This window comes from Geodermatophilus sp. SYSU D00525, from assembly GCF_054050475.1.
On the sequence record NZ_JBJGZK010000034.1, the window covers coordinates 16,524 to 37,091 of the forward strand.

Consider the following 20,568-nt stretch of genomic DNA (forward strand, 5'->3'; position numbering starts at 1 on the left):
GGACCCGGACGTGTCGACCGCCGACGCCACCGGCACGCACGACGCCGCCGAGTCGCGGCACCCCACCCCGCCGCGGACCGGGGTCAGCCGTGGCGAGCTGGCCATGGTGGTGCTGCTCGGCGCGCTCGGGCTCTACCTGGTCCTCGACGCCGCGAACATCGCCGTCCCCGGCTCGGCGAACACCATCGGCCCGCGGTTCTTCCCCTACCTGGTCGGCGGGGTCGTCCTGGCCACCGCGCTGGCGCTGGGCTACCGCGTGCTCAAGGGCGACCGCGGGCCCTCCGACGAGAGCGAGGACGTCGACCCCGACGCCCCGACGTCGTGGGCCGCGGTCGGGATCGTCGCCGTCGCGTTCCTCGGCCACGCGCTGCTCATCAACGTCATCGGCTGGCCGCTGGCGGTCACGCTGATGTTCGCGCTCGTCGCCTGGGCCCTCGGCGCCCGCGGCATCGTGCGTCCGCTGCTCGCCGGCGGGGTGCTCTCGGTCGTCGTCTGGACCGTGTTCGTCAAGGGTCTCGGCGTCGCGCTGCCCGGCGGCACCCTCCTCGAGCTGGCGACGAGCTGGTTCTGATGGGCGCCCTGTCGGACCTGGCCGCCGGGTTCGCCGACGCGCTCACCCCGGTCAACCTGCTGTTCGCGCTGCTCGGCGTGCTGCTCGGCACCGCGGTGGGCGTGCTCCCGGGCATCGGCCCGGCGATGACCGTCGCGCTGCTGCTGCCGGTCACCTACACCCTGGAGCCGACGACGGCGTTCATCATGTTCGCCGGCATCTACTACGGCGGCATGTACGGCGGGTCGACGACGTCGATCCTGCTCAACACCCCCGGCGAGTCCAGCTCGATCATGACCGCGCTCGAGGGCAACCGGATGGCCAAGGCCGGCCGCGGCGCCGCCGCGCTGGCCACCGCGGCGATCGGGTCGTTCGTCGCCGGCACGATCGCCACGCTGCTGCTCGCGCTGGTCGCGCCGACCGTCGTCGAGCTGGCCATCGGCATCACCCCGGCCGACTACTTCGCCCTCGCCGTGCTGGCCTTCGTCGCGGTGGCCACGGTGCTCGGCGCCTCGCCGCTGCGCGGGCTGGCCTCCCTCGGCATCGGCCTCTACCTGGGGCTGGTCGGCACCGACGTGCTCACCGGGCAGGAGCGGTTCACCCTCGGCGTCCCGCAGCTGGCCGACGGCATCGACGTCGTCGTCGTGGCGGTCGCGCTGTTCGCCGTCGGTGAGGCGCTGTACGTCGCCTCCCGGCTGCGCCGCGGGCCGGTGCAGGTGATGGCCGCCTCCGGGCCCTGGTTCACCGGCCGCGACCTGCGCCGCTCGGTCGGCCCGTGGCTGCGCGGGACGGCGCTGGGCTTCCCGCTCGGCGCGCTGCCGGCCGGCGGCGCGGAGATCCCGACGTTCCTGTCCTACGCGGCGGAGCGGAAGCTGACCAAGCACCCGGAGGAGTTCGGCCGGGGCGCGATCGAGGGCGTCGCCGGGCCCGAGGCGGCCAACAACGCCGCGGCCGCGGGCGTGCTCGTCCCGCTGCTCACCCTCGGGCTGCCCACCTCCGCCACCGCGGCGATCATCCTGGCCGCCTTCCAGGGCTACGGCATACAGCCCGGCCCGACGCTGCTGTCCACCGAGTCCTCGCTGGTGTGGACGCTGATCGCCGCGCTGCTCGTCGGCAACGTCATGCTGCTGGTGCTCAACCTGCCGCTGGCCCGGGTGTGGGTGCAGCTGCTGCGCGTCCCGCGGCCCTACCTGTACGCCGGGATCCTGCTGTTCGCCTCGCTGGGCTGCTACGCGGTCAACGCCGACCCGCTGGACCTGGCCCTGCTGCTGGTCCTCGGCCTGCTGGGGTTCGCGATGCGCCGTTACGGCTGGCCGGTCGCCCCCGCGGTCATCGGGCTGATCCTCGGCCCGGTCGCCGAGACCAACCTCCGGCGCGCGCTGGCGATCAGCGGCGGCGACCTCGGCGTGCTGGTGGAGACCTGGTTCAGCCGGGTCGTGCTGTTCCTGGCGCTGCTGGCGCTCGTGCTGCCGGTGGTGCTGCGGGCGGTGCGGGGCCGCCGCTCCACCCCGGAGGAGCTGCAGGCGGGGGAGGGGCTGCGTCACTCCGAACAAAGCCACCACGAGCGCGTCGGCGCGCCCGCCGACGGGGAGGAGGAGCGGTGAGCCGGCAACCGGTGGTCGTCGTCGGGCACGTGCCCACCCCGCGCGGGCAGGCGGCGCTCGAGCACGCCCTGGCCGAGGCGCACCGCCGCGGCGCCCGGCTGGTCGTGGTCAACAGCAGCCGCGGCGACGCGCTGGTCGACGAGGAGTACCTGCAGGGCGCCCCGCTGCGCCGGCTGCAGGACGAGCTCACCGTGTCCGGCCTGCCCGTCGAGCTGCGCCAGCCGATCGGCCGCGACGTCGCCGAGGAGCTCGCCGACGCCGTCTCCGAGTCCGGCGCGGAGCTGCTGGTCATCGGCCTGCGCCGGCGCAGCGCCGTCGGCAAGCTGCTCATGGGGAGCGCGGCCCAGCGGATCCTGCTCACCGTCGACTGCCCGATCCTCACCGTGAAGGGCCCGCCCGCGGCGTCGGCTTGATAGCCGGGCGTCACAGCGCTTATCGTCCGTGTGACGGACGTCACGCCGTCGGACGGCGTGACGGGGTCCTCGATGGAGGAGTCGCCCATGAGCGCGCTCACGCCCGACTGCGATCCCGACCTGGCGCACTGCGGTCAGCCCCGGCCCAGTGACGGGATCCGCTCCACGCTGGTGCTCGTCGCGCTCGTGACCGTCGCGGCCCTCGCCGTCACCGGCGAGGCCGTCCCCGGTGCGGTCGCGGTCGTCGCCGGCGGTGTCGGGCTGGTCGCGACGCTCCTGCTGGGCGCCCGCGCCGTCCGCCGGGGCCGGCGCGCCGTCGCGGCGGTGCACCTGCCGGCGCTGCACCGCTCCCGCCCGGCCGGCTGACCCCCGCCCGCCCTGCGGCGGGACGGGCGGACCGGCAGGCTGGCCTCCGACGACGACGTCCGAGGAGGCCAGCTCCATGACCCTGTCCGCCGACCCCACCCTCGTCCCCGCCGCGGACGGCACGCGGCTGGCCGAGCGCCGCTGGACCCCCGACGGCGAGGTGCGCGCGGTCGTGCAGGTCGTGCACGGGCTCTCCGAGCACGCCGGCCGCTACGGCCGCCTGGCCGCCGCGCTCACCGCCCGCGGGTTCGCCGTGGCCGCGCAGGACCAGCGCGGCCACGGGCTCACCGCGCGCTCGACCGGCCCCGGCCGCTTCGGCGACGGCGCGGGCAGCGACCACGTCCTCGACGACGTCCGCGAGCTCGGGCGGCGGCTGACCGCCGACCACCCCGGCGTCCCCTACGTCCTGCTCGGCCACTCGCTCGGCTCGGCGGTCGCGCTGGCCTCGGCCGAGCGGGACGGCGACGGCCTGGCCGGGCTGGTGCTGTCCGGCCCGATCGGCGTGGCGCCGCACCTCGCCGCGACGGCGGAGCAGCTGGAGGCCGCGGTGGCCGGTGGCCTGGGCGACCGGCCGATGGACGCCCTCGGTGCCTTCAACGCGCCGTTCGAGCCGGCGCGCACGCCCTACGACTGGCTCAGCCGCGACCCGGCGGAGGTCGACGCCTACCTCGCCGACCCGCTGTGCGGCGACGACGTCCCGCCCAGCCACCGCTACGGCGCCGGCATGTTCGCCCTCGTCGCCCGCGCCGCGACCCCCGAGGCCGTCGCCGGACTGCCGGACGGGCTGCCGGTGCTGCTGCTGGCCGGGCAGCGCGACCCGGTCGGCGGCGAGGACGCGGCCCAGGTGACCGCGCTCGCCGGCCTGCTGCGCGACCGCGGCCTGCCGGTGGAGCAGCACGTCTACCCCGACGCCCGGCACGAGGTGTTCAACGAGACCAACCGGGACGAGGTGACCGCCGACCTGCTGGCCTGGCTGGACTCCCGGATCGGCGGCTGACCCCACCCCGACCCCACCCGACCCGTTGCCTCCACCGGCCGGGGGGCCGCTCACGGGGCGGGCTCCTCAGGGGTGCCACCGCTGCGCGTGCTCGGCGTGCGTCCGCAGGTAGGAGCCTGGCCGGAAGAAGCGGTCGTAGAACTCCAGGTCGAGGTGGTGCGCCTGCACGTAGTTGAGGACGAACACCGTCGGCACGGTGCCGGGGAACTTGCCGAAGGTGTCCAACACGTACTGGGCCTGCAGCGTTACGCACGCCTTGAACTCCGCGTCGTGGACCTGCGCGCTGCCCCGGAAGCCGGGGCTGTCGGTCCACGGGCCGGGCGTGCGGGGGTTGAACGGGCCGCCCTCGCCGAACTTGCGCTCGGCGAAGGCCTCGACCGCCGCGGCCATGTCCGCGTGGTGCGGCGGGCAGAACGCCTCGAAGACGCCCGGCAGCCCGGTCGGGTTCGGCACCGCCCAGCGCTCGTCGGTGTCGTAGCGGAAGCCCAGCCCCGGGACGTCGGGGTCCCCGGAGGCGCCGAGCACCGAGAACCGGTCGATCCCGTCGAACATCCACCCGCCCAGCCCCATCGCCTGGAGCACGAGCACCCCGGCGTAGCAGCTGGTGGCCAGCTCCGCGGTGGCCTCGGTGAGCGCGTACTGCTCGGTGAAGGTGAGCGGGAAGGGCGCGTCGACGTCCACCAGGTGGCGGAACCGCTCCAGCCCGGGGATCTCGCGCCCGTTGACGTCGTCGAAGACCGCGTACCCGTTCTGCGTGAAGAAGCAGAGGATCGCCAGCAGGTGCTGGGCGACGTCGGCGACCGGGACGGCCAGGAGCGAGCCCGGCACGTTGACGCACCAGGTGTTGTGCCCCTCCAGGTGGGGCTCCTCGCGTGGCAGGTGCAGCCGCCGGTCGGAGAGCTGCCGCACCCGGCCCCGATGCCGCTCCACCAGCAGCTCGGCGGTGACCTCCTCGGTGGCCGGGTCGACCAGGGCGCCGGCGTCCCGGGTGGGGAAGAAGTACACGCCGGAGTCGTCGGTGAAGAACAGCTCGGCCGTGTGGAAGCCGGCCGCCGACGGGAAGGTGCGCCCGGCCGCGCCGCCCGCGTAGTTCGCCGGGTGGGGCGCGTAGTGGGCGTTGCGCGTGATCGAGTGGTGCCAGCCCGTGGTCCCGCCCATGGCGGTGAGCACCAGCATCCGCTCGAGCTCGGTCAGCGGCACCGGCTCGTGCCGTGACCGGTAGGCGAGCGGGCCGTCCGGGATCTCGTCGCCCAGGGCGAACCGCCGGGAGCGCCGCCCGAACAGGGCCTCGACGAGGGGGAAGGTCGCGAGGTCGGTCAGCGGGTCGGTCAGGGCCGGCGGCGCCGTCCGGGGCTCCGGGACCGCCGCCGTGCGGGCCCGGGTCGTCGGGTCCTGCGTCGAGCTCATGGGCGCACCCCCGGGGGCGGACGACTGACCGACCGAGGCTGACCCGGGTCCGGGACGGCGGTCCAGAGGCGGAGGTCCCCCGGGAACCACACCGGTGTCGTCCCCGTGGCCACGTCCACGCCCCGCGAGGGGCGGATCGTCGCCCGCGGCACCTACTGTGGGTGCGTGCCCGACCCGTCCACGTACCGCCCGGCGGTCGGCTCCATCCCCGAGTCGCCCGGGGTCTACAAGTTCCGCGACCCCTCCGGCCGCGTCATCTACGTCGGCAAGGCCAAGAACCTGCGCCAGCGGCTGAACAGCTACTTCGCCGACGTCGCCGGCCTGCACCCGCGCACCCGGCAGATGGTCACGACGGCGGCGAGCGTCGAGTGGACCGTCGTCGGCACCGAGGTCGAGGCCCTCCAGCTCGAGTACAACTGGATCAAGGAGTTCGACCCGCGGTTCAACGTCCGCTACCGCGACGACAAGAGCTACCCGTCGCTCGCCGTGACGCTGAACGAGGAGTACCCCCGGCTGCAGGTGATGCGCGGGCCGAAGAAGAAGGGCGTCCGCTACTTCGGCCCCTACGCGCACGCCTGGGCCATCCGCGAGACCCTCGACACGCTCACCCGCGTCTTCCCGGCCCGCACCTGCTCCAACGGCGTCTTCAAGCGCGCCGGGCAGATCGGCCGGCCCTGCCTGCTCGGCTACATCGGCAAGTGCGCCGCGCCCTGCGTGGGCCGGGTCAGCGCCGAGGAGCACCGGGCGATCGTCGACGACTTCTGCGACTTCATGGCCGGCCGCACCGACCTCATGGTCAAGCGGCTCGAGCGGGAGATGGCCGAGGCCGCCGAGGCCATGGAGTACGAGAGGGCCGCGCGGCTGCGCGACGACCTCGGGGCGCTCAGGCGCGCGATGGAGAAGCAGGCCGTCGTCCTCGGCGACGGCACCGACGCCGACGTCGTCGCCTTCGCCCAGGACGAGCTCGAGGCCGCCGTCCAGGTGTTCCACGTCCGCGGCGGGCGGGTGCGCGGCCAGCGCGGCTGGATCATCGACAAGGTCGAGGAGGTCAGCACCGGCGAGCTGGTGGAGCAGTTCCTCCTGCAGGTCTACGGCGGCGTCGACGAGCAGACCGGCTCCTTCGAGGCGGGCGAGTCGGTGCCCAAGGAGGTGCTCGTCCCCGAGCTCCCCGACGACGCCGACGTCTACGAGGAGCTGCTCAGCGAGCTGCGCGGGTCGCGGGTGTCGCTGCGCGTGCCGCAGCGCGGCGACAAGCGCAGCCTGCTGGAGACCGTCGAGCGCAACGCCAAGGAGGCCTTCGCCCGGCACCGGGTCAAGCGCTCCAGCGACCTCACCGCGCGCAGCCTCGCCCTCAGCGAGCTGCAGGAGGCGCTCGAGCTGCCCGACGCGCCGCTGCGCATCGAGTGCATCGACATCAGCCACGTGCAGCAGACCGACGTCGTCGCCTCGATGGTGGTGTTCGAGGACGGGCTGGCGAAGAAGTCCGACTACCGGCGCTTCGCCGTGCACGAGGGCACCGACGACACCGCGGCGATGGCCGAGGTGGTCCGGCGCCGCTTCGCCCGGCACCTCAGGGAGGAGGCGGACCGGCGCGACGAGCAGGGCGTCGCCGCGGAGGAGGGCCGGCCGCGCCGGTTCGCCTACCCGCCGAACCTGCTGGTCGTCGACGGCGGCGCCCCGCAGGTGGCGGCCGCCGCCCGGTCGCTGGACGAGCTGGGCATCGTCGACGTCGCCGTCTGCGGGCTGGCCAAGCGGATGGAGGAGGTGTGGCTGCCCGGGGAGAGCGACCCGGTGATCCTGCCGCGCACCTCCGAGGCGCTGTACCTGCTGCAGCGGGTGCGGGACGAGGCCCACCGGTTCGCGATCACCTACCACCGGCAGAAGCGTTCGGTCAGCATGCTGGTCTCCCTGTTGGACGACGTCCCCGGTCTCGGGGAGACGCGGCGGAAGGCGCTGATGAAGCAGTTCGGGTCCCTCAAGCGGCTGCGCGCGGCCACGGTGGAGGAGCTCACGGCCGTCCCCGGCATCGGCCGCCGGACGGCGGAGGCGGTCGTGGCCGCCGTCGCCGAGCCCGCCGCCGGGGACGACGCCGACCGTCCCGCGGAGGAGGACGCGGCCGCGGAGACCGTCGTGGAGAGCACCACGGCACCCAGCGGGCCGGCGGAGCGGGGCACCCCCCGCGCCGGGGCCGGGGAGACCGCCGAGGTCGGCCGGGTCGCCTCGTGAGCGCCGGGCAGGACGCGGGGACGGCGCCGGTGCCGTCCCCGGACGGCCAGCACGGCCCGCACGCCGACGTCCCCGCCGGGCTGGACCCGGCGAGCACCGAGACCCCGCCGGTCGAGGTCGTCGTCGTCACCGGGCTGTCCGGCGCGGGCAAGAACACCGCCGGGCGGGTGCTCGAGGACCTCGGCTGGTACGTCGTCGAGAACCTGCCGCCGGCACTGCTGCTGCCGATGGTGGAGCTCGGCGCCCGCGGCGACGTGCGCCGTTTCGCCGCCGTCGTCGACGTCCGCAGCCGGGCCTTCTCCAGCGACCTGCAGGAGGCCATCCGGGTGCTCGCCGAGGCCGGCCACCGCCCCCGGGTGGTGTTCGTGCACGCCCGCGACGAGGTGCTGGTGCGCCGCTACGAGTCCAACCGGCGGGAGCACCCGCTGCAGGGCTCCGGGCGGCTCATCGACGGCATCACCGCCGAGCGGGCGCTGCTCACCGGCATCGCCGGCGAGGCCGACCTGTGGGTCGACACCAGCGACCTCAACGTGCACCAGCTGCGCGCCACGCTGGAGAACGCCTTCGCCCGGGAGGGCCGCACGCCGCCGCTGACGGCGACCGTGCTCAGCTTCGGCTTCAAGTACGGGCTGCCGCTGGACGCCGACCTCGTCGTCGACGCCCGGTTCCTGCCCAACCCGCACTGGCTGCCCGAGCTGCGCCCGCACACCGGGCAGGACGCCGACGTGCGCGACTACGTGCTCGGCCAGGCCGACGCCGGGCCGTTCCTCGACCGCTACACCGAGGTCCTGCGGCTGCTCGTCCCCGGCTACCGGCGGGAGGGCAAGCGCTACCTGACGCTCGCGGTCGGCTGCACCGGCGGCAAGCACCGCAGCGTCGCCATCGCCGAGGAGTTCGCCCGCCGGCTGCGCGCCGAGGGCACCGACGCGGTCGCGCGCCACCGCGACCTGGGCCGCGAGTAGTGGGCGGCACGCAGCGGGTCGTCGCCCTCGGCGGCGGCCACGGGCTGGCAGCGGCGCTGGGCGCCTGGCGGCTGATCACGCCCGACCTCACCGCGGTCGTCACGGTCGCCGACGACGGCGGCTCGTCCGGCCGCATCCGGCGGGAGATGCCGGTGCTGCCGCCCGGGGACCTGCGGATGGCGCTGGCCGCGCTGGCCGGCGAGGACCACGGCCGGCAGGAGATGGCCCGGCTGCTGCAGCACCGCCTCGGCGGCACCGGCGTGCTGGCCGGGCACCCCGTGGGCAACCTGCTGCTCACCGGGCTGGTCGAGCTGCACGGCGGCGACACCGTCCGCGCCCTCGACGCGGTCTGCGAGCTGGTCGGCGCCTGCGGCCGGGTGCTGCCGATGGCCGACGTGCCGCTGGACCTCGTCGCCCGGGTGGAGACGACCGACCCCGACGACCCCGCGCGCACCCGCACCATCCGCGGGCAGGTCGCGATCGCGTCGACCCCGGGGCGGGTGCGCGACATCCTCGTGTCGCCGTCGGACCCGCCGGTGCACCCCGACGTCCTCGAGGCGATCGCCTCGGCCGACGTCGTGTCGCTGGGGCCCGGGTCCTGGTACACGTCGGTGCTGCCGCACCTGCTGGTGCCGCGGCTGCGCGCCGCGCTGGCCGCCACCCGCGCCCGGGTGGTCGTCGTCCTCAACCTGGAGCCGCAGCCGGGGGAGACCGACGGCTTCTCGCCGGAGGAGCACCTGCGGGTGCTGCAGGCGCACCTGGGCGGTGTGGCGCTGCACACCGTGGTCGCGGATGCGGAATCGGTGGTTGACCGCTGTGGTCTCCTGTCAGCGGTGCGCGAGTGCGGCGCCGAGTTGGTCCTGGCTCCGGTCGCCGCGCCCGACGGATCACCACGCCACGACCCCGCGCGGCTGGCGGCCGCACTGAGCTCGGTGGTCGGGGCGCGGTGAGCGGGAACGGTCCCAGCCGGAGCACCGGGAGCGGGGGTGCCCGGACGGTACGAGGGGGAGAGGTGACGCCGAGGATGGCGCCGCAGCAGAGCAGGGGGTGGTCGTCGTGGCGATGACGGCCATGGTCAAGGACGAGCTGTCGCGGGTGGAGTGCACGCGCACCTCCGAGCGCAAGGCCGAGGTGACGGCGCTCCTGCGCTTCTCCGGCGGCCTGCACATCGTGGGCGGCCGGGTGGTCATCGAGGCCGAGCTGGACACCGGATCGGTCGCGCGCCGGCTGCGCCGGGACATCAGCGAGGTCTACGGCTACACGAGCGGGGTCAGCGTGCTCGCCGGCGGCAACATCCGCCGCGGCGTGCGCTACCTCGTCCGGATCGCCAAGCACGGCGAGGGGCTGGCCCGCCAGACCGGGCTGGTCGACCAGCGCGGGCGCCCCGTGCGCGGCCTGCCGCCGTCGGTGGTCTCCGGCAGCATCAACGACGCCGAGGCCGCCTGGCGGGGCGCCTTCCTCGCGCACGGCTCGCTCACCGAGCCCGGCCGCTCCTCCTCCCTCGAGGTCACCTGCCCGGGGCCGGAGGCGGCCATGGCCCTGGTCGGCGCCGCCCGCCGGCTGGGCATCGCCGCCAAGGCCCGCGAGGTCCGCGGCGCCGACCGGGTCGTCGTCCGCGACGGCGACGCGATCAGCGCGCTGCTCACCCGCATGGGCGCCCACGACGCGGTCCTGGCCTGGGAGGAGCGGCGGATGCGCCGCGAGGTCCGGGCCACCGCCAACCGCCTGGCCAACTTCGACGACGCCAACCTGCGCCGGTCCGCGCGCGCCGCGGTCGCGGCCAGCGCGCGGGTCGAGCGGGCGCTGGAGATCCTCGCCGGCGACGCCCCCGAGCACCTGCTGGTCGCCGGCCGGCTGCGCCTGGAGCACGGCCAGGCCTCGCTGGAGGAGCTCGGCCAGCGCGCCGACCCGCCGATGACCAAGGACGCCGTGGCCGGCCGGATAAGGCGTCTCCTGGCGATGGCCGACAAGCGGGCCAAGGACCTCGGCATCCCCGACACCGAGTCGGTGGTCACCGACGACATGCTCGCTCAGTAGCGCCACGGAACGGACGACGACGGGGCGCCCTCCGCTGCGGCGGGGGGCGCCCCGTCGTCGTCACCCGTGGGGGTGAGCGCCCGGCCGGGCCGCTGCAGGTCGCACGTGAGGCCGCCGATGGGCGGGACAGAGGCGGCCGTCCGGGCCCGCCGGCGCGGAGCGGAGGCGGCATGACCGCGGGGAGCTGGGCCGTCGTCTTCGGCTGCGCCACGCTGGTCGCCGTCGGCACCGCCGTCCTGGCCTGGCGCCGGCGGCGGCGCACCCCGGCCGCCACCGCGCTCGCGGTCACCATGGCCGGCGTCGCCACCTGGTCGGCGGCCGACGGGGTCGTCTACCTGGCCGGCAGCGAGGCGGTCCAGCGCGTCTACGTCCCGCTGCTCATGGCCGCCGTCGGGCTGGTGGTCGTGGGCACCTGGGTGCTGGCCCGCACCGTGGCCGACCCCTCGTGGCGGCTCTCGCCCCGCGCCGCGGCGCTGCTGGCGGTCGAGCCGGTCCTGCTGGTCCTGACCGGGGGGCTCCCGGCGACCCGCCACCTCGTGATGACCGACATGGTCTCCGGCACGGCCGGCGCGGAGTCCCAGGTCACCTTCGGGCCGCTGTTCCTCGCCCACACCGCCTACTCGTACGTACTGATCGGGGTGGCCTACGCCGTCCTCGCGCGCCGCTGGCTGCGCGTCGCCGGCGTCTTCCGCCGCCAGATCGGGATCCTGCTCGGCTCGGCGTGCCTGTCCACGGTCGGCAACGTGGTCGCCGTGGGCGGCCAGCTCGACGGGCACGGCACCGACGTCACCCCGCTGTTCTTCCTGCTCACCGGGCTCGTCGACTGCTGGGCCATCTTCCGCGGCGGCCTGCTGCGGCTGGTGCCGGTCGCCCGGGAGCAGGTCGTCGAGACCGTCCCCGACGCCGTGCTGGTCGTCGACCCCGACGGCGTCCTCATCGACTGCAACCCCGCCGCCACCCGGATGCTGCGGGAGCTGCGCCCCCACCTCGACGGCGACCTCGTCGGCCGGCCGCTCCACGACGTCGCCGGTCCCCGGGCGGTCGGGGTGCTGCTCAACACGGAGCGCCGCGACGGCCACCGCGTCGCCGAGGTCCGCCCCGGCGTGTGGCTCGACGTGCGCGACTCCGCCGTCGCCGACCCCCGCGGCCGCGCGCTGGGCCGCATCCTCGTCGTCCGCGACGTGAGCGAGCAGCAGCAGCGGCAGCTCGCCGTCGAGCGGCTCAACCGGCAGCTGGCCGAGCAGGTCGAGGTCATCGAGCGGCTGCGCGCGGTCCTCGCCGAGGAGGCCGTCCGCGACCCGCTGACCGGGCTGCACAACCGCCGGCACCTCGACCGCGCGCTGGAGACCGACCTGGCCCGCCGCCCGCGCACCGGGCAGCTGTCCCTGCTCGTCGTCGACGTCGACCACTTCAAGGCCGTCAACGACCGCTTCGGCCACGCCTCCGGCGACCGGGTGCTCCTCGGCGTCGCCGGCACCCTGGCCGCCGCCGTCCGCGAGGGCGACACGGCCGCGCGGCTGGGCGGCGAGGAGTTCGTCGTGGTCCTGCCCGGCGCCGGGCGGGACCAGGCGCTGGCCCGCGCCGAGCAGGTCCGCCGCGAGGTCGCCGCCACCCGCCACCTGCTCGACGGCGAGGACGTCGCCGTCACCGTGAGCATCGGCGTCGCCGTCTGCCCGGCCGACGGCACCTCCGCGGCCGCGCTGCTCGAGGTCGCCGACCGCGCCCTCTACACCGCCAAGGCGACCGGCCGCGACCGCGTGGTCGCCGCCGAGCCGGCCGCCGGCCCGGTGCTGCCCGTCCCGGCCCGGCCGGGGGACCTCCCGGAGCTCGTGGCCGGGGCCTGACCTCATCCGGACGGGCACCGCCGCGGCCGATAGGGTCGTCGCCGATCGAGGCCGCGCGCCGTGCGGCCGACCGGGGCGACGGGCGTCGCCGGGGACACATGGAGGTCAGTCGTGACCGTACGCGTGGGCATCAACGGGTTCGGCCGGATCGGGCGCAACTTCTGGCGTGCCGCCGCGGCCAGTGGCAAGGACATCGAGATCGTGGCGGTCAACGACCTGACCAGCCCCGAGGTCCTGGCCCACCTGCTCAAGTACGACAGCATCCTGGGGGTGCTGGGCGAGGAGGTCGCCGCCTCCGACGGCGGCATCGACATCAACGGCAAGACGATGCAGGTCCTGTCCGAGCGCGACCCCGCCGCCCTGCCGTGGGGCGACCTGGGCGTCGACGTCGTCGTCGAGTCCACCGGCTTCTTCACCAAGGCCGACGACGCGCGCAAGCACGTGGACAAGGGCGGCGCGAAGAAGGTCGTCATCTCGGCGCCGGCCACCGGCGACGACCTCACCATCGTCATGGGCGTCAACCACGAGCGGTACGACGGCACCCAGACGATCATCAGCAACGCGTCCTGCACCACGAACTGCCTGGCCCCGCTGGCCAAGGTGCTCAACGACGCCTTCGGCATCGAGCGCGGCCTGATGACGACGATCCACGCCTACACCGCCGACCAGAACCTGCAGGACGGCCCGCACAAGGACCTGCGCCGCGCCCGCGCCGCCGCGCTCAACATGGTCCCCACCTCGACCGGCGCCGCCAAGGCGATCGGCCTGGTGCTGCCGGAGCTGCAGGGCAAGCTCGACGGCTACGCCGTCCGCGTCCCGGTGCCCACCGGCTCGGCCACCGACCTCACCGTCCAGCTGACCCGCGAGGCCTCGGCCGACGACATCGACGCCGCCTACCGCGAGGCCGCCGGGTCCGGCCCGCTGGCCGGGATCCTCAAGTACACGTCGGCGCCGATCGTCTCCTCCGACATCGTCACCGACCCGGCCTCGTGCATCTACGACGCCAAGCTGACCAAGGTCTTCGGCCCGATGGCCAAGGTCCTCGGCTGGTACGACAACGAGTGGGGCTACTCCAACCGGCTGGTCGACTCCGTCGAGCTCGTCGGCAACTCGCTCTGATGCGGTCCCTCGACGACCTGCTCGCCGAGGGGGTGTCGGGCCGGCGCGTGCTCCTGCGCGCCGACCTGAACGTCCCCCTCGACAAGCAGACCGGGGCCATCACCGACGACGGCCGGATCCGGGCCAGCCTCCCGACGATCGCGGCGCTGCGGGACGCCGGCGCCCGCGTCGTCGTCGCCGCGCACCTGGGCCGGCCCAAGGGCGCGCCCGACCCGCAGTACTCGCTGGCCCCGGTCGCCGCGCGGCTCGGCGAGCTGCTCGGCGCCGAGGTCCCGCTGGCCGCCGACGTCGCCGGCGACGACGCCCGCGCCAAGGCGGACGCGCTCGGTGACGGCGACGTGCTGCTGCTGGAGAACGTCCGCTTCGAGGCCGCCGAGACCAGCAAGGACGACGCCGAGCGCGGCGGGCTGGCCGACCGGCTCGCCGCGCTGGCCGACGTCTACGTCGACGACGCGTTCGGCGCCGTCCACCGCAAGCACGCGTCGGTGTTCGACGTCGCGCAGCGGCTGCCGCACGTGGCCGGCCGGCTGGTGGCCACCGAGCTCGACGTGCTGCAGCGGCTGACCACCGACCCCGACCGGCCCTACGTCGTGGTGCTCGGGGGCTCGAAGGTCAGCGACAAGCTCGCCGTCATCGAGGCGCTGCTGCCCAAGGTCGACCGGCTGCTGGTCGGCGGCGGCATGTGCTTCACCTTCCTCGCCGCGCAGGGCCACGGCGTCGGGACGTCCCTGCTGGAGGCCGACCAGGTCGACACCTGCCGCCGGCTGCTGGCCGAGGCGGGGGAGCGGATCGTGCTGCCGGTCGACGTCGTCGTCGCGCCGGAGTTCAGCGCCGACGTGGACACCGCCGTCGTCGCGGCCGAGCAGATCCCCGACGGGCAGATGGGCCTCGACGTCGGCCCGCGCACCGTCGAGGCGTTCGGCCGCGAGCTGGCCGGCGCCCGCACGGTGTTCTGGAATGGCCCGATGGGCGTGTTCGAGCTCGCGCCGTTCCAGGCCGGCACCCGCGGCGTGGCCGAGGCCGTGGCCGCCGTCGACGGGCTGTCGGTGGTCGGCGGCGGCGACTCCGCGGCCGCGGTCCGGCAGCTCGGCCTCGACGAGGCCGCCTACGGGCACGTCAGCACCGGCGGCGGCGCGTCGCTGGAGTTCCTCGAGGGCCGCGAGCTGCCGGGCCTCGCGGTGCTCGCGGACGGGGGTGCGCCCTGATGGCCCGCACCGCGCCGCGCGCCCCGCGCGAGGGCCGCCGCCCGCTGATCGCGGGCAACTGGAAGATGCACATGACGCACCTGGAGGCCATCGGCCTGGTGCAGAAGCTCGTCTTCAGCCTCAAGGAGCGCGAGCTCGACGACGCCGAGGTCGTCGTGCTCCCGCCGTTCACCGCGCTGCGCAGCGTGCAGACGCTGGTCGCCGGCGACAAGCTGCCGGTCGGCTACGGCGCGCAGGACCTGTCGGCGCACGACTCCGGCGCCTACACCGGCGAGGTCAGCGGCGCGATGCTCGCCGCGCTGGCCTGCGGCTTCGTCGTCGTCGGCCACTCCGAGCGGCGCGCGCTGCACGGCGAGGACGACGCCACGGTGGCCGCCAAGGTCCAGGCGGCACTGCGGCACGGCATCACGCCGATCCTGTGCGTGGGGGAGGGCCTCGACGTCCGCCGCGCCGGGCAGCACGTCGGGCACTGCACCGACCAGCTCGACGCCGCCCTCGAGGGCCTGTCGGCCGACCAGGTGCGCGGGGTCGTGCTGGCCTACGAGCCGGTGTGGGCGATCGGCACCGGCGAGGTGGCCACTCCTGAGGACGCCCAGGAGGTGTGCGGCGCACTCCGGTCCCGCCTCGACGGGCGTTTCGGCCCGGAGACGGCCGCGGCGGTCCGTATCCTCTACGGCGGGTCGGTGAAGGCCGCGAACACGGCCGGGATCCTGGCCGGGCCGGACGTCGACGGTGCACTGGTCGGTGGCGCGAGCCTGGACGCCGACGAGTTCGCGCAGATCTGTCGGATCGCCGCAGGCGGCAGCTAGCCCGCGGCCGCACGGGAGCGGGTGGGTGGACAGCACGCTGCAGGGACCCACCCGCTCCCGGGGCCGCCGCCTGCCCGGGTGGCTGCGCGGCACCCCCGGCCGCGTGCTCGGGCTCGCCCTCGTCGTCCTGCTGGTCGTCGCGGTGGCCGTGAGCTGCAGCGGCGGCGGGGACGGCGACAGCGGCGTCCCGGTGCTCGGGGACGGGCCGAACGCGGGCGTCGACGGCGTCCGCGCCCCCTCGGACGCGACCGGCGGCACGCTGCGCGTGGTCACCAGCGAGGTCGACAGCCTCGACCCGCAGCGGTCCTACCAGCCCGGCGTGTGGAACCTCATGCGGCTCTACACCCGCACGCTGGTCACCTACGCCGGCGAGCCCGGCCGCACCGGCGAGCTGGTGCCCGACCTCGCCACCGACCTCGGCACCACCCCCGACGGCGGCCTGAGCTGGACGTTCACCCTCAAGCAGGGCGTGCGGTTCGAGAACGGCCGGGCGATCACCTCGCGCGACGTCAAGTACGGCATCGAGCGGTCCTTCGCCTCCGACGTCGTCGTCGGCGGGCCCACCTACGTCGTCGACCTGCTCGACGACCCCGAGAACCCCTACGCCGGGCCCTACCAGGACGAGGCGCCGGACAAGCTCGGGCTGGCCGCCATCGAGACGCCCGACGACGCCACCATCACCTTCCGGCTGCGCTCGGCCCAGCCCGACTTCCCCTACGTGCTGGCGCTGCCCTCCAGCAGCCCGGTGCCGGTCGAGAACGACACCGGCGCCGGCTACGGCACCGACCCGGTCTCCTCCGGCCCCTACGCGGTCACCACCGTCGACGCCGCGACCGGCATCGTCCTCGACCGCAACCCCCAGTGGGACCCGGCCACCGACGACGTCCGGACCGCGCTGCCCGACCGCGTCGTCGTCCGCACCGGGCTGTCCACCCTGGAGCGCGACCAGCAGCTGCTCGCCGGCTCCGCCGACGTCGACGTCTCCGGCACCGGCCTGCACGCGGCCACCGCCGCGCGGCTGGCCGAGGGCGCCGGGGGCGACGTGCCGCTGTCCGACCGGGTCGACGACCTCACCACCGGCGCGGTGCGGCTGCTCGCGCTGCCCACCGACGTCGCGCCGATGACCGACCCGAACTGCCGGGCCGCGGTGGCCGCCGCGATCGACCGCGGCGCCGTCCAGGAGGTCGTCGGCGGCCCGGACAACGCCGTCCGCACCTCGCAGCTGTGGCCGCGGTCCCTCGGCGGCGGACCCGAGGACCCCGACCCGGGCCCCGATCCCGACGCCGCCCGGGAGGCGCTGGCCGCCTGCGGGCAGCCCGACGGGTTCAGCACGGTGCTCGCCGTGCCCGACGCCCAGGCGAGCGTCGCGGTGGCCGAGGAGGTGGCCGGCCAGCTCGCCGGCGTCGGGATCACCGCGGAGGTGCGCCCGCTGCCGGCCACCAGCTTCTACGCCACCGACGTCGGCAGCCCCGACAACGTGGCGCGCAGCGGCGTCGGCATCGTCCTGGCCACCTGGACCGCCGACTTCCCGACGCCGGGCTCGTTCCTCGTGCCCCTGGTCGACGGCCGCTCGGTGAGCCCGGTCGGCAACACCAACTACGCCCGGCTCACCGACCCCGCGATCTCCGGGCTGGTCGACGCCGCCCGGACCGCCGCGGACCCGGAGGCCGCGCGCGGCGCCTGGCGGGAGGTCGCGACGGCGGCCGGCGGGACCGGCGCCTACGTGCCGCTGGTGGAGACGCGGGTGCAGCTCCTGGCCGGGCAGCGGCTGCGCAACGGACTGGTCATGGAGCCCTACGCGGGGCACGACCTGGCCACCGCGGGCGTGCGCTGACGGGGACGCCTGCGGGCACCGGTTACCCTGGAGCCATGGTCGAGCTCGTCCTCAACGTGCTGCTGGTGCTGACCAGCGTGCTGCTCGTGGTGCTGATCCTGCTGCACCGGGGCAAGGGCGGTGGCCTGTCCTCGATGTTCGGCGGCGCGGTCTCCTCCCAGCTGTCCGGCTCCTCCGTCGTCGAGAAGAACCTCAACCGGCTCACCGTGTTCACCGGCCTGATCTGGACGGTGTGCATCGTGGCGCTCGGCATCCTGCTCAAGGTGTAGGAGGAGGACCACCCTTCCCCCCGCCTCGCAGGCGCAGGCGGAGGGACCCTGGAGGGTGGCCGTGCCAGCACGTCCCCGTTCTGGGGGGCGAAATCGTGACCGGGGAGACACCCTCAGGCCCTAGACTGCGCGGGCGGCGCGACCACGCGCCGTGACGATCCAGCAGGCAGGTCGGAACGAGGGGGCGCTCGTGGCTGGTGGCAACGCGATCCGGGGGACCCGGGTCGGCGCGGGTCCGATGGGTGAGGCCGAGCGTGGAGAGGCGGCCCCGCGGCACCGGGTCGGCTACTGGTGCAGCTCGGGACACGAGACGCGGGTGGCCTTCGCCACCGACGCGGAGGTCCCCGAGACCTGGGACTGCCCGCGCTGCGGCCTTCCGGCCGGCCAGGACCCGCAGGCCCCCCCGCCGGCGCCGCGGACCGAGCCGTACAAGACCCACCTCGCCTACGTCCGCGAGCGGCGCAGCGACGCCGACGGCGACGCCCTCCTCGAAGAGGCCCTCGCCAAGCTCCGGGCCCGCCGCGGCGCCTAGAACGACTCCCTGATCGTCCCGGCGGCGGCCTCGTGGGCCTCCGCCGGGGCGTCCGGCGTGCCGGGCGCCAGCAGGCCGCGGCCCCCGACCAGCGGCCCGCCCTCGCGGTGCGGCGCCAGGTTGACGTGGAAGTGCGGGACGCGGTCGCCGAAGACGTAGGCGTACACCCGGTCCGCGCCCGTCGCGTCCCGCACCGCACGCGTGCTGCGCGCCAGCACGGGACCGAACGTCGCCGCCTCCTCGCCGTCGAGCTCGGTCACGGCGGGGACGTGCCGCCGGGTCTCCAGGTGGCAGAACCCCGGCAGCGCCCCGCGGAGCACGACCGACAGCCGCCACAGGTCGTCCTCCCACACCCGCGTGCGGGAGAAGAACGAGTCGGCCTCCGCGACGGCGCACAGCATGCAGCCGTCGACGGCGGTCACTCCGCCCCGGGCAGCCGGCTCGCGGCGGCGGCGTCGAGCAGCCAGCGGGTCGCGCGCCGGCCGCGGGCCCCGGCGGCCGGGACCTCGGTGCGGTCGGCGCCGCCCAGCGCCCGCGCCACGGCCTCGGCCTTGCCCTCCCCGGACACCAGCAGCCAGACCTCCTCGGCGGCGGTGATCGCGGGGAAGCCCAGGCTCACCCGCGTCGGCGGCGGCTTCGGGCAGTCCCGCACCGGCACCACGGTCCGCTCGTCCGAGACCGCGGGGGAGTCCGGGAAGATCGACGCCACGTGCCCCTCGGGCCCCATCCCGAGCAGCAGGACGTCGAAGCGGGGGAGCGGGCCGTCACCGGCGGCGTCGGCGAGGGCCCCGGCGTACCAGTCCGCGGCCTCCTCCGGGGTGTCGAAGCCGGCGTCGGACGCCGGCACCGGGTGCACCCGCTCCGGCGGCGCCCCGACCCGGTCCAGCAGCGCCTCGCGGGCGCCCTTCTCGTTGCGCTCGTCGTCGTCGGCGGGGACGAAGCGCTCGTCGCCCCACCAGACGTCGACCGCAGTCCAGTCGACCGCCTGACCGGGGGCCGGCTCCCCGGCCAGCTCCGCGACGTGCCGCAGCACCGCCGTCCCGATCCCGCCGCCGGTGAGCACCACCGACGCCGTCCCGTGCACCGCCTGGGCGGCGGCCAGCCGCGCGACCAGCGCGGCCGCCACCGCCCGCGCCAGCAGCTCGGCGTCGGGCTCGACCACGATCTCGGGCGTCGGGCCCTCGATCCGCTCCGCCAGCGCCTCGGCGATCCGGTCCCCGGGCGGCAGCGTCACCGGACGGCCTCGGGCGCCGTCGGGTCCGGGGTGTCGTGCTCGCCGTGCTCGGCCACCTCGTCGGCGCCCTCGGAGTCCGGCGGCACCGTCGGCGCCTCGCCGTGCGGGCTGCCCGCGCCGACGTCGTCCTTCGCGAACGGCGCGCCGGCCTGCTCGGCCGGGTCGACCCACACGTGCGCGCGCACCGGCGCCCGGCCGGCCAGGCCGCTGACCCCGGTGGTGACCTCCAGCGCCTCCGCGTAGGGCTCGTCGGGGTCCAGCCGGCGCAGCTCCTCGCCGAGCAGGTCACCGAGCGACCGGTCGGGCAGCGCCATCGTGGCGTCGGGCCGGTACGGCTGGCTGATCACCGCGCCGCCGCGGCGGTCGGCGTGCACCCGCACCTCCTCGTCCTGGTCCAGGACCAGGTGCACCGAGTCGATGCCGCTGGGCCCGGGGTGCCGGGTGGCCTGCACGACCTCGACCGCGCTGCCGGTGCGGGACGCGAGCCAGCCGCGCAGCAGCTGGGCGGTGGCCGCCCCGGGGTCGCCCTCGACGCGGGCGCCGAGCACCTTCACCGCGTCGCCGCGGCGGCCGGACACCGAGTCCAGCGCGGAGGTGAGCGTCGCGCGCCAGCCGGTGGCGCGGGTCCAGGCCAGGTCGGTGTCGCCGGGGGAGTAGTCGTGCGCCCGGGTCCGCAGCGAGGCCAGCTGGTCCGACGCCGACGTGCTGTCGGTGATCCGCCGGTCGGCGATGACCGCGAGGGCGTCGGTGCTCAGCTGCCGCGGCGGCTCGGTGTGCCACCAGGTGACCACGGGCGCGTCGGCGGCCAGCAGCGGCAGCACGACCGACTCCGCGTGCAGCGCCAGCCGTCCGTACATGCGCATGACGACCGCCTCGCCGGGGCCCAGCCGCCCGCCGATGGACACCTCGGCGTCCAGCCGCGGCACCGGGGCCTCGATCTGCCGGCGGACGACGACGAGGATCCGGCAGGGGTGCTGCTCGGCGGCCGTCGTCGCGGCCTCCTCGGCCTCGGCGACCCGGCCCTCGTCGGCGACGACCACCAGGGTCAGCGCCACCCCCGACAGCACGGCGCCGCCGGTCCGCCGCTGGGCGGCGAGCTCCTTGACCACGGCCGAGCCGGTGGTGTCCCAGAGCGTCGTCATCGCGTCTCCTCTCCGCGG

General features: G+C 75.8%; 20 protein-coding genes. 16 read left to right on the top strand and 4 right to left on the bottom strand.

Annotated elements, in window-relative coordinates; translation table 11 throughout:
- Positions 1-10 precede the first annotated feature (10 nt).
- From ACI796_RS20790 to ACI796_RS20810, 5 genes are all read left to right on the top strand, one after another.
- The gene (locus tag ACI796_RS20790) at positions 11-571 is read left to right on the top strand and encodes a tripartite tricarboxylate transporter TctB family protein (protein WP_456943119.1); all 561 of its coding nucleotides are present in this window, start codon (positions 11-13) and stop codon (positions 569-571) included.
- Positions 571-2,154, top strand: a complete 1,584-nt coding sequence (locus tag ACI796_RS20795) for a tripartite tricarboxylate transporter permease (protein ID WP_456943120.1) — start codon at positions 571-573, stop codon at positions 2,152-2,154. The genes ACI796_RS20790 and ACI796_RS20795 overlap by 1 nt, the downstream gene beginning before the upstream one ends.
- Positions 2,151-2,567 (top strand): universal stress protein, encoded by a 417-nt coding sequence (locus ACI796_RS20800; protein WP_456943121.1) that lies wholly within the window; start codon positions 2,151-2,153, stop codon positions 2,565-2,567. Before ACI796_RS20795 ends, ACI796_RS20800 begins: the two co-directional genes overlap by 4 nt.
- A gap of 87 nt (positions 2,568-2,654) precedes the next feature.
- A complete protein-coding gene (locus tag ACI796_RS20805) occupies positions 2,655-2,933 on the top strand; it encodes a hypothetical protein (RefSeq protein WP_456943122.1) in 279 nt (92 codons plus the stop codon).
- A gap of 76 nt (positions 2,934-3,009) precedes the next feature.
- Positions 3,010-3,930, top strand: coding sequence for an alpha/beta fold hydrolase (locus ACI796_RS20810; RefSeq protein ID WP_456943123.1), 921 nt, complete (start codon positions 3,010-3,012; stop codon positions 3,928-3,930).
- A gap of 66 nt (positions 3,931-3,996) precedes the next feature.
- Here ACI796_RS20810 and ACI796_RS20815 read toward each other — a convergent pair whose 3' ends face one another.
- Positions 3,997-5,337 carry a hypothetical protein gene (locus ACI796_RS20815; RefSeq protein ID WP_456943124.1) on the bottom strand — a complete coding sequence of 447 codons (1,341 nt, stop codon included), beginning with the start codon at positions 5,335-5,337 and terminating at the stop codon, positions 3,997-3,999.
- A gap of 165 nt (positions 5,338-5,502) precedes the next feature.
- Here ACI796_RS20815 and uvrC point away from each other — a divergent pair, with 165 nt between their 5' ends.
- The 11 genes from uvrC (at position 5,503) to ACI796_RS20870 (ending at position 18,174) form a co-directional block, all read left to right on the top strand.
- The gene (gene uvrC / locus ACI796_RS20820) at positions 5,503-7,563 is read left to right on the top strand and encodes an excinuclease ABC subunit UvrC (RefSeq protein WP_456943125.1); all 2,061 of its coding nucleotides are present in this window, start codon (positions 5,503-5,505) and stop codon (positions 7,561-7,563) included.
- Positions 7,560-8,525 (top strand): RNase adapter RapZ, encoded by a 966-nt coding sequence (gene rapZ / locus ACI796_RS20825; protein WP_456943126.1) that lies wholly within the window; start codon positions 7,560-7,562, stop codon positions 8,523-8,525. The genes uvrC and rapZ overlap by 4 nt, the downstream gene beginning before the upstream one ends.
- The gene (locus ACI796_RS20830) at positions 8,525-9,475 is read left to right on the top strand and encodes a gluconeogenesis factor YvcK family protein (protein WP_456943127.1); all 951 of its coding nucleotides are present in this window, start codon (positions 8,525-8,527) and stop codon (positions 9,473-9,475) included. The genes rapZ and ACI796_RS20830 overlap by 1 nt, the downstream gene beginning before the upstream one ends.
- Positions 9,476-9,587: 112 nt before the next feature.
- The gene (gene whiA / locus ACI796_RS20835; protein WP_425283686.1) at positions 9,588-10,562 is read left to right on the top strand and encodes a DNA-binding protein WhiA; all 975 of its coding nucleotides are present in this window, start codon (positions 9,588-9,590) and stop codon (positions 10,560-10,562) included.
- Positions 10,563-10,732: 170 nt separating this feature from the next.
- The gene (locus ACI796_RS20840) at positions 10,733-12,406 is read left to right on the top strand and encodes a histidine kinase N-terminal 7TM domain-containing diguanylate cyclase (protein WP_456943128.1); all 1,674 of its coding nucleotides are present in this window, start codon (positions 10,733-10,735) and stop codon (positions 12,404-12,406) included.
- 111 nt (positions 12,407-12,517) lie between these two features.
- Positions 12,518-13,525, top strand: a complete 1,008-nt coding sequence (gene gap, locus ACI796_RS20845) for a type I glyceraldehyde-3-phosphate dehydrogenase (protein ID WP_456943129.1) — start codon at positions 12,518-12,520, stop codon at positions 13,523-13,525.
- Positions 13,525-14,730, top strand: a complete 1,206-nt coding sequence (locus tag ACI796_RS20850; RefSeq protein ID WP_456943130.1) for a phosphoglycerate kinase — start codon at positions 13,525-13,527, stop codon at positions 14,728-14,730. Before gap ends, ACI796_RS20850 begins: the two co-directional genes overlap by 1 nt.
- On the top strand, positions 14,730-15,539 hold the full coding sequence (tpiA, locus tag ACI796_RS20855; RefSeq protein ID WP_456943131.1) for a triose-phosphate isomerase: 810 nt from the start codon (positions 14,730-14,732) through the stop codon (positions 15,537-15,539). The genes ACI796_RS20850 and tpiA overlap by 1 nt, the downstream gene beginning before the upstream one ends.
- Before the next feature lie 25 nt (positions 15,540-15,564).
- Positions 15,565-17,373 (top strand): ABC transporter substrate-binding protein, encoded by a 1,809-nt coding sequence (locus ACI796_RS20860; RefSeq protein ID WP_456943132.1) that lies wholly within the window; start codon positions 15,565-15,567, stop codon positions 17,371-17,373.
- Positions 17,374-17,408: 35 nt separating this feature from the next.
- Positions 17,409-17,642, top strand: coding sequence for a preprotein translocase subunit SecG (secG, locus tag ACI796_RS20865; RefSeq protein WP_387992967.1), 234 nt, complete (start codon positions 17,409-17,411; stop codon positions 17,640-17,642).
- Positions 17,643-17,832: 190 nt separating this feature from the next.
- Entirely contained in the window at positions 17,833-18,174 is a 342-nt protein-coding gene (locus tag ACI796_RS20870) for an RNA polymerase-binding protein RbpA (protein ID WP_387993047.1), read from the top strand.
- Here the strand turns inward: ACI796_RS20870 and ACI796_RS20875 are convergent.
- From ACI796_RS20875 to ACI796_RS20885, 3 genes are read right to left on the bottom strand one after another with little or no spacing between them, the layout of a single operon-like run.
- Positions 18,171-18,596, bottom strand: a complete 426-nt coding sequence (locus tag ACI796_RS20875; protein ID WP_456943133.1) for an HIT family protein — start codon at positions 18,594-18,596, stop codon at positions 18,171-18,173. The genes ACI796_RS20870 and ACI796_RS20875 overlap by 4 nt on opposite strands.
- Positions 18,593-19,408: a 6-phosphogluconolactonase gene (pgl, locus tag ACI796_RS20880; protein ID WP_456943134.1), complete on the bottom strand. Its 816-nt coding sequence runs from the start codon at positions 19,406-19,408 to the stop codon at positions 18,593-18,595. Before pgl ends, ACI796_RS20875 begins: the two co-directional genes overlap by 4 nt.
- A complete protein-coding gene (locus ACI796_RS20885) occupies positions 19,405-20,550 on the bottom strand; it encodes a glucose-6-phosphate dehydrogenase assembly protein OpcA (RefSeq protein ID WP_456943135.1) in 1,146 nt (381 codons plus the stop codon). The genes pgl and ACI796_RS20885 overlap by 4 nt, the downstream gene beginning before the upstream one ends.
- Between the last annotated feature and the right edge of the window lie 18 nt (positions 20,551-20,568).

What these genes read in the sequence shown, in the direction of transcription:
- ACI796_RS20795 (WP_456943120.1), top strand. Translation starts at nt 571, where the DNA reads ATGGGCGCCCTGTCGGACCTGGCCGCCGGGTTCGCCGACGCGCTCACC.
- ACI796_RS20805 (WP_456943122.1), top strand. Translation starts at nt 2,655, where the DNA reads ATGAGCGCGCTCACGCCCGACTGCGATCCCGACCTGGCGCACTGCGGT.
- ACI796_RS20810 (WP_456943123.1), top strand. Translation starts at nt 3,010, where the DNA reads ATGACCCTGTCCGCCGACCCCACCCTCGTCCCCGCCGCGGACGGCACG.
- ACI796_RS20815 (WP_456943124.1), bottom strand. Translation starts at nt 5,337, where the DNA reads ATGAGCTCGACGCAGGACCCGACGACCCGGGCCCGCACGGCGGCGGTC.
- whiA (WP_425283686.1), top strand. Translation starts at nt 9,588, where the DNA reads ATGACGGCCATGGTCAAGGACGAGCTGTCGCGGGTGGAGTGCACGCGC.
- ACI796_RS20840 (WP_456943128.1), top strand. Translation starts at nt 10,733, where the DNA reads ATGACCGCGGGGAGCTGGGCCGTCGTCTTCGGCTGCGCCACGCTGGTC.
- ACI796_RS20850 (WP_456943130.1), top strand. Translation starts at nt 13,525, where the DNA reads ATGCGGTCCCTCGACGACCTGCTCGCCGAGGGGGTGTCGGGCCGGCGC.
- tpiA (WP_456943131.1), top strand. Translation starts at nt 14,730, where the DNA reads ATGGCCCGCACCGCGCCGCGCGCCCCGCGCGAGGGCCGCCGCCCGCTG.
- secG (WP_387992967.1), top strand. Translation starts at nt 17,409, where the DNA reads ATGGTCGAGCTCGTCCTCAACGTGCTGCTGGTGCTGACCAGCGTGCTG.
- ACI796_RS20885 (WP_456943135.1), bottom strand. Translation starts at nt 20,550, where the DNA reads ATGACGACGCTCTGGGACACCACCGGCTCGGCCGTGGTCAAGGAGCTC.